Here is a 2268-nt window from a genome sequence, read left to right on the forward strand (position 1 = left end):
GCACCCGCGGCCCGGGCTGCCAGGCAGACCAGGGCGGTGGCCAGCAGCGCGGCGCCGACGGTGTCGGTGAGGTAGTGATAGCCGCAGCCGATCAGCCCGAGCATGCCCAACACGCTGACCAGCGCGGCGCCGGTGGCCGCCCAGTGACGTCGTTCGGCGGCCACCACCACCGCCATCCCCAGCGTCGCCACCAGCAGGGCGGTGTGCCCGCTCGGGTATTCGAGATAACGGCCGTTGCGCCGGTCGAACAGGTGCTTGAGCCCTTCGTTGACGACGGTCGCGGCGATCGGGCAGGCCAGCACCGCCGCCGCCAGCCGCCACTGCCGCCGGCGCAGGGCAACCGCCAGGCAGCCGGTCAGCACGGTCAGCACCAGCCACCAGTTGGTGAAGATCAGCAGCCAGCGCGGCTCGGGACCGATCAGGTCATCGGCGCTGCGGGCGAACCAGCTGTCCACCGGGGTGCCGCCACGGCCCACCACCCAGCCCAGCAGCAGCACCGCCACCAGGGCGAACGGCGGCCACCAGCGCAGCGCGACGGCCGCCTTGTCGGCTATCTCAGGCCGTCTTCTTGATCAGCGGCAGCAGCAGCTGGCGCCGCCGGTCGTTCACGTCGGCGAGGCTCTGCAGCGCCCGCTGCACCGACGGCGACGTCGGGAATTTGGCTTCGTCGTCGAAGTCACGGAGCACCTGGTGCACCGCCGGGCTCTCCACCAGGGTCCATTCCACCGCGGCGGCCTGGCAGTCCCCGTCCAGTGCGCAGAGCAGCCAGATCCCGGCCGGCGCGAAGGTGTCGACACCGGTCAGGTCGAGCACCAGCGGCTCCTTGGCGAGAATGAACCGACGTGCCTGGTCGCTGACCTGGTCGACGTTGTCGGCATCGAGTCGGCCGCGCACCACGACCACCGTTGCCAGGTGCCGGTACTGCGCCCGAACCTGTGCGCCGCCGCAGTCGACGGTCGGAGTCATCTTCTTCGATACGCCGGTCGTGTTCGTGCTGACGGTCATGGCCAACCCCCGTTTTCCTCGGCTGTCGACGCGGGCCCGATCGCCCTGCGCCGTAGTGCCTTCGACGCTAGGGGGCGAATTTAAGGCACCGTCGGCCACGCTCTAACGCTTCACTAAGAACCGGTCCCGGTGCCGGCGTCGGCGTCGTGGCCACCATGGCGAGTCGATACCCGGCCCGGCTCCGGCTCGTCGCGATGTCCGCGGAGTGGCCGCGCTGTTAATCTGCGATGGTCGCCGAGCGCGACGTCCGGCCTGCCCGTCGCGCGGGCGGCAGACCGCAGGTCCCATCCGAGAGGGTGTTGTGCGCACCGGTGAGATCAAGGCCCTGACCGGGCTTCGCATCGTCGCCGCCGTGTGGGTGGTGCTGTTCCACTTCCGGCCGCTGCTGCGCCAGGGGTTCCCGAGGTTCAGCGACGCACTGGCCCCGGTGCTCGACTGCGGCGCCCAGGGCGTCGACCTGTTCTTCATCCTCAGCGGCTTCGTGCTGACCTGGAATTACCTGGACCGGATGGGGCCGGCCTGGTCGGTGCGGGACACGGTGCACTTCCTCTGGCTGCGGCTGGCCCGGGTCTGGCCGGTGTACCTGGTGACCCTGCACCTGGCCGCGCTCTGGGTGGTCTTCACGCTGCACGTCGGCCACGTGCCGTTCGAGCAGACCGACCGGCTGACCGCGACCAGCTACCTGCGCCAGCTGCTGATGGTTCAGCTGTGGTTCGAGCCGTTCTTCGACGGGACCAGCTGGGACGGGCCGGCCTGGTCGATCAGCGCCGAGTGGCTGGCGTATCTGCTGTTCGCTCCGCTGGTGCTGGTGGTCTACCGGACGGCCCGGGTGACCCGGACGGCGAGCCTGGTCGGGCTGGCGATCCTGGTCTCGCTGCCGCCGATGGTGCTGCTGCTGATCACCGGCCAGTTCTACACGCCGTGGAGCTGGCTGCCGCGGATCGTCATGCAATTCACCGCGGGCGCGCTGGCCTGCGCGGCCGTCCGGGCGCTGCGGCCGACCCGGGGGCTGCGGCACGCCGCCGGGTGGCTGGCCGGTGTGCTGGTCGCCGCCATCGTCGGCACCCTGTACTTCTTCGACGCCCACCCGCTCTCCGGGGTGGTCGACAGCGGGGGCCTGGTCGATGTGTTGTTCGTGCCGCTGGTGATGACGCTGGCGATCGGCGCCGGCAGCCTGCCCGGGCTGCTCTCCACCCGGCTGCTGGTCTACGGCGGCAAGATCTCGTTCTGCCTGTACATGGTGCACGAGCTGGTGCACACCGC

At 70.5% G+C, this 2268-nt stretch carries 3 protein-coding genes; 1 reads left to right on the plus strand and 2 read right to left on the minus strand.

Translation table 11 applies throughout. The features are described from left to right. Together AC2VNT_RS10995 and AC2VNT_RS11000 are read right to left on the minus strand one after the other, a co-directional pair. Window positions 1-503: phosphatase PAP2 family protein (locus AC2VNT_RS10995; RefSeq protein WP_486946884.1), on the minus strand; the 503-nt coding region annotated here is incomplete at its 3' end. Window positions 504-555: 52 nt separating this feature from the next. Then, window positions 556-1005 (minus strand): STAS domain-containing protein, encoded by a 450-nt coding sequence (locus AC2VNT_RS11000; RefSeq protein WP_486946885.1) that lies wholly within the window; start codon window positions 1003-1005, stop codon window positions 556-558. A gap of 301 nt (window positions 1006-1306) precedes the next feature. Between AC2VNT_RS11000 and AC2VNT_RS11005 the strand changes: the two genes are divergently transcribed. Further along, a partial coding sequence (locus AC2VNT_RS11005) for an acyltransferase family protein (RefSeq protein ID WP_486946886.1) occupies window positions 1307-2268 on the plus strand: 962 nt, incomplete at its 3' end.

It is taken from the genome of Mycobacterium sp. TH-M15 (assembly GCF_057473705.1).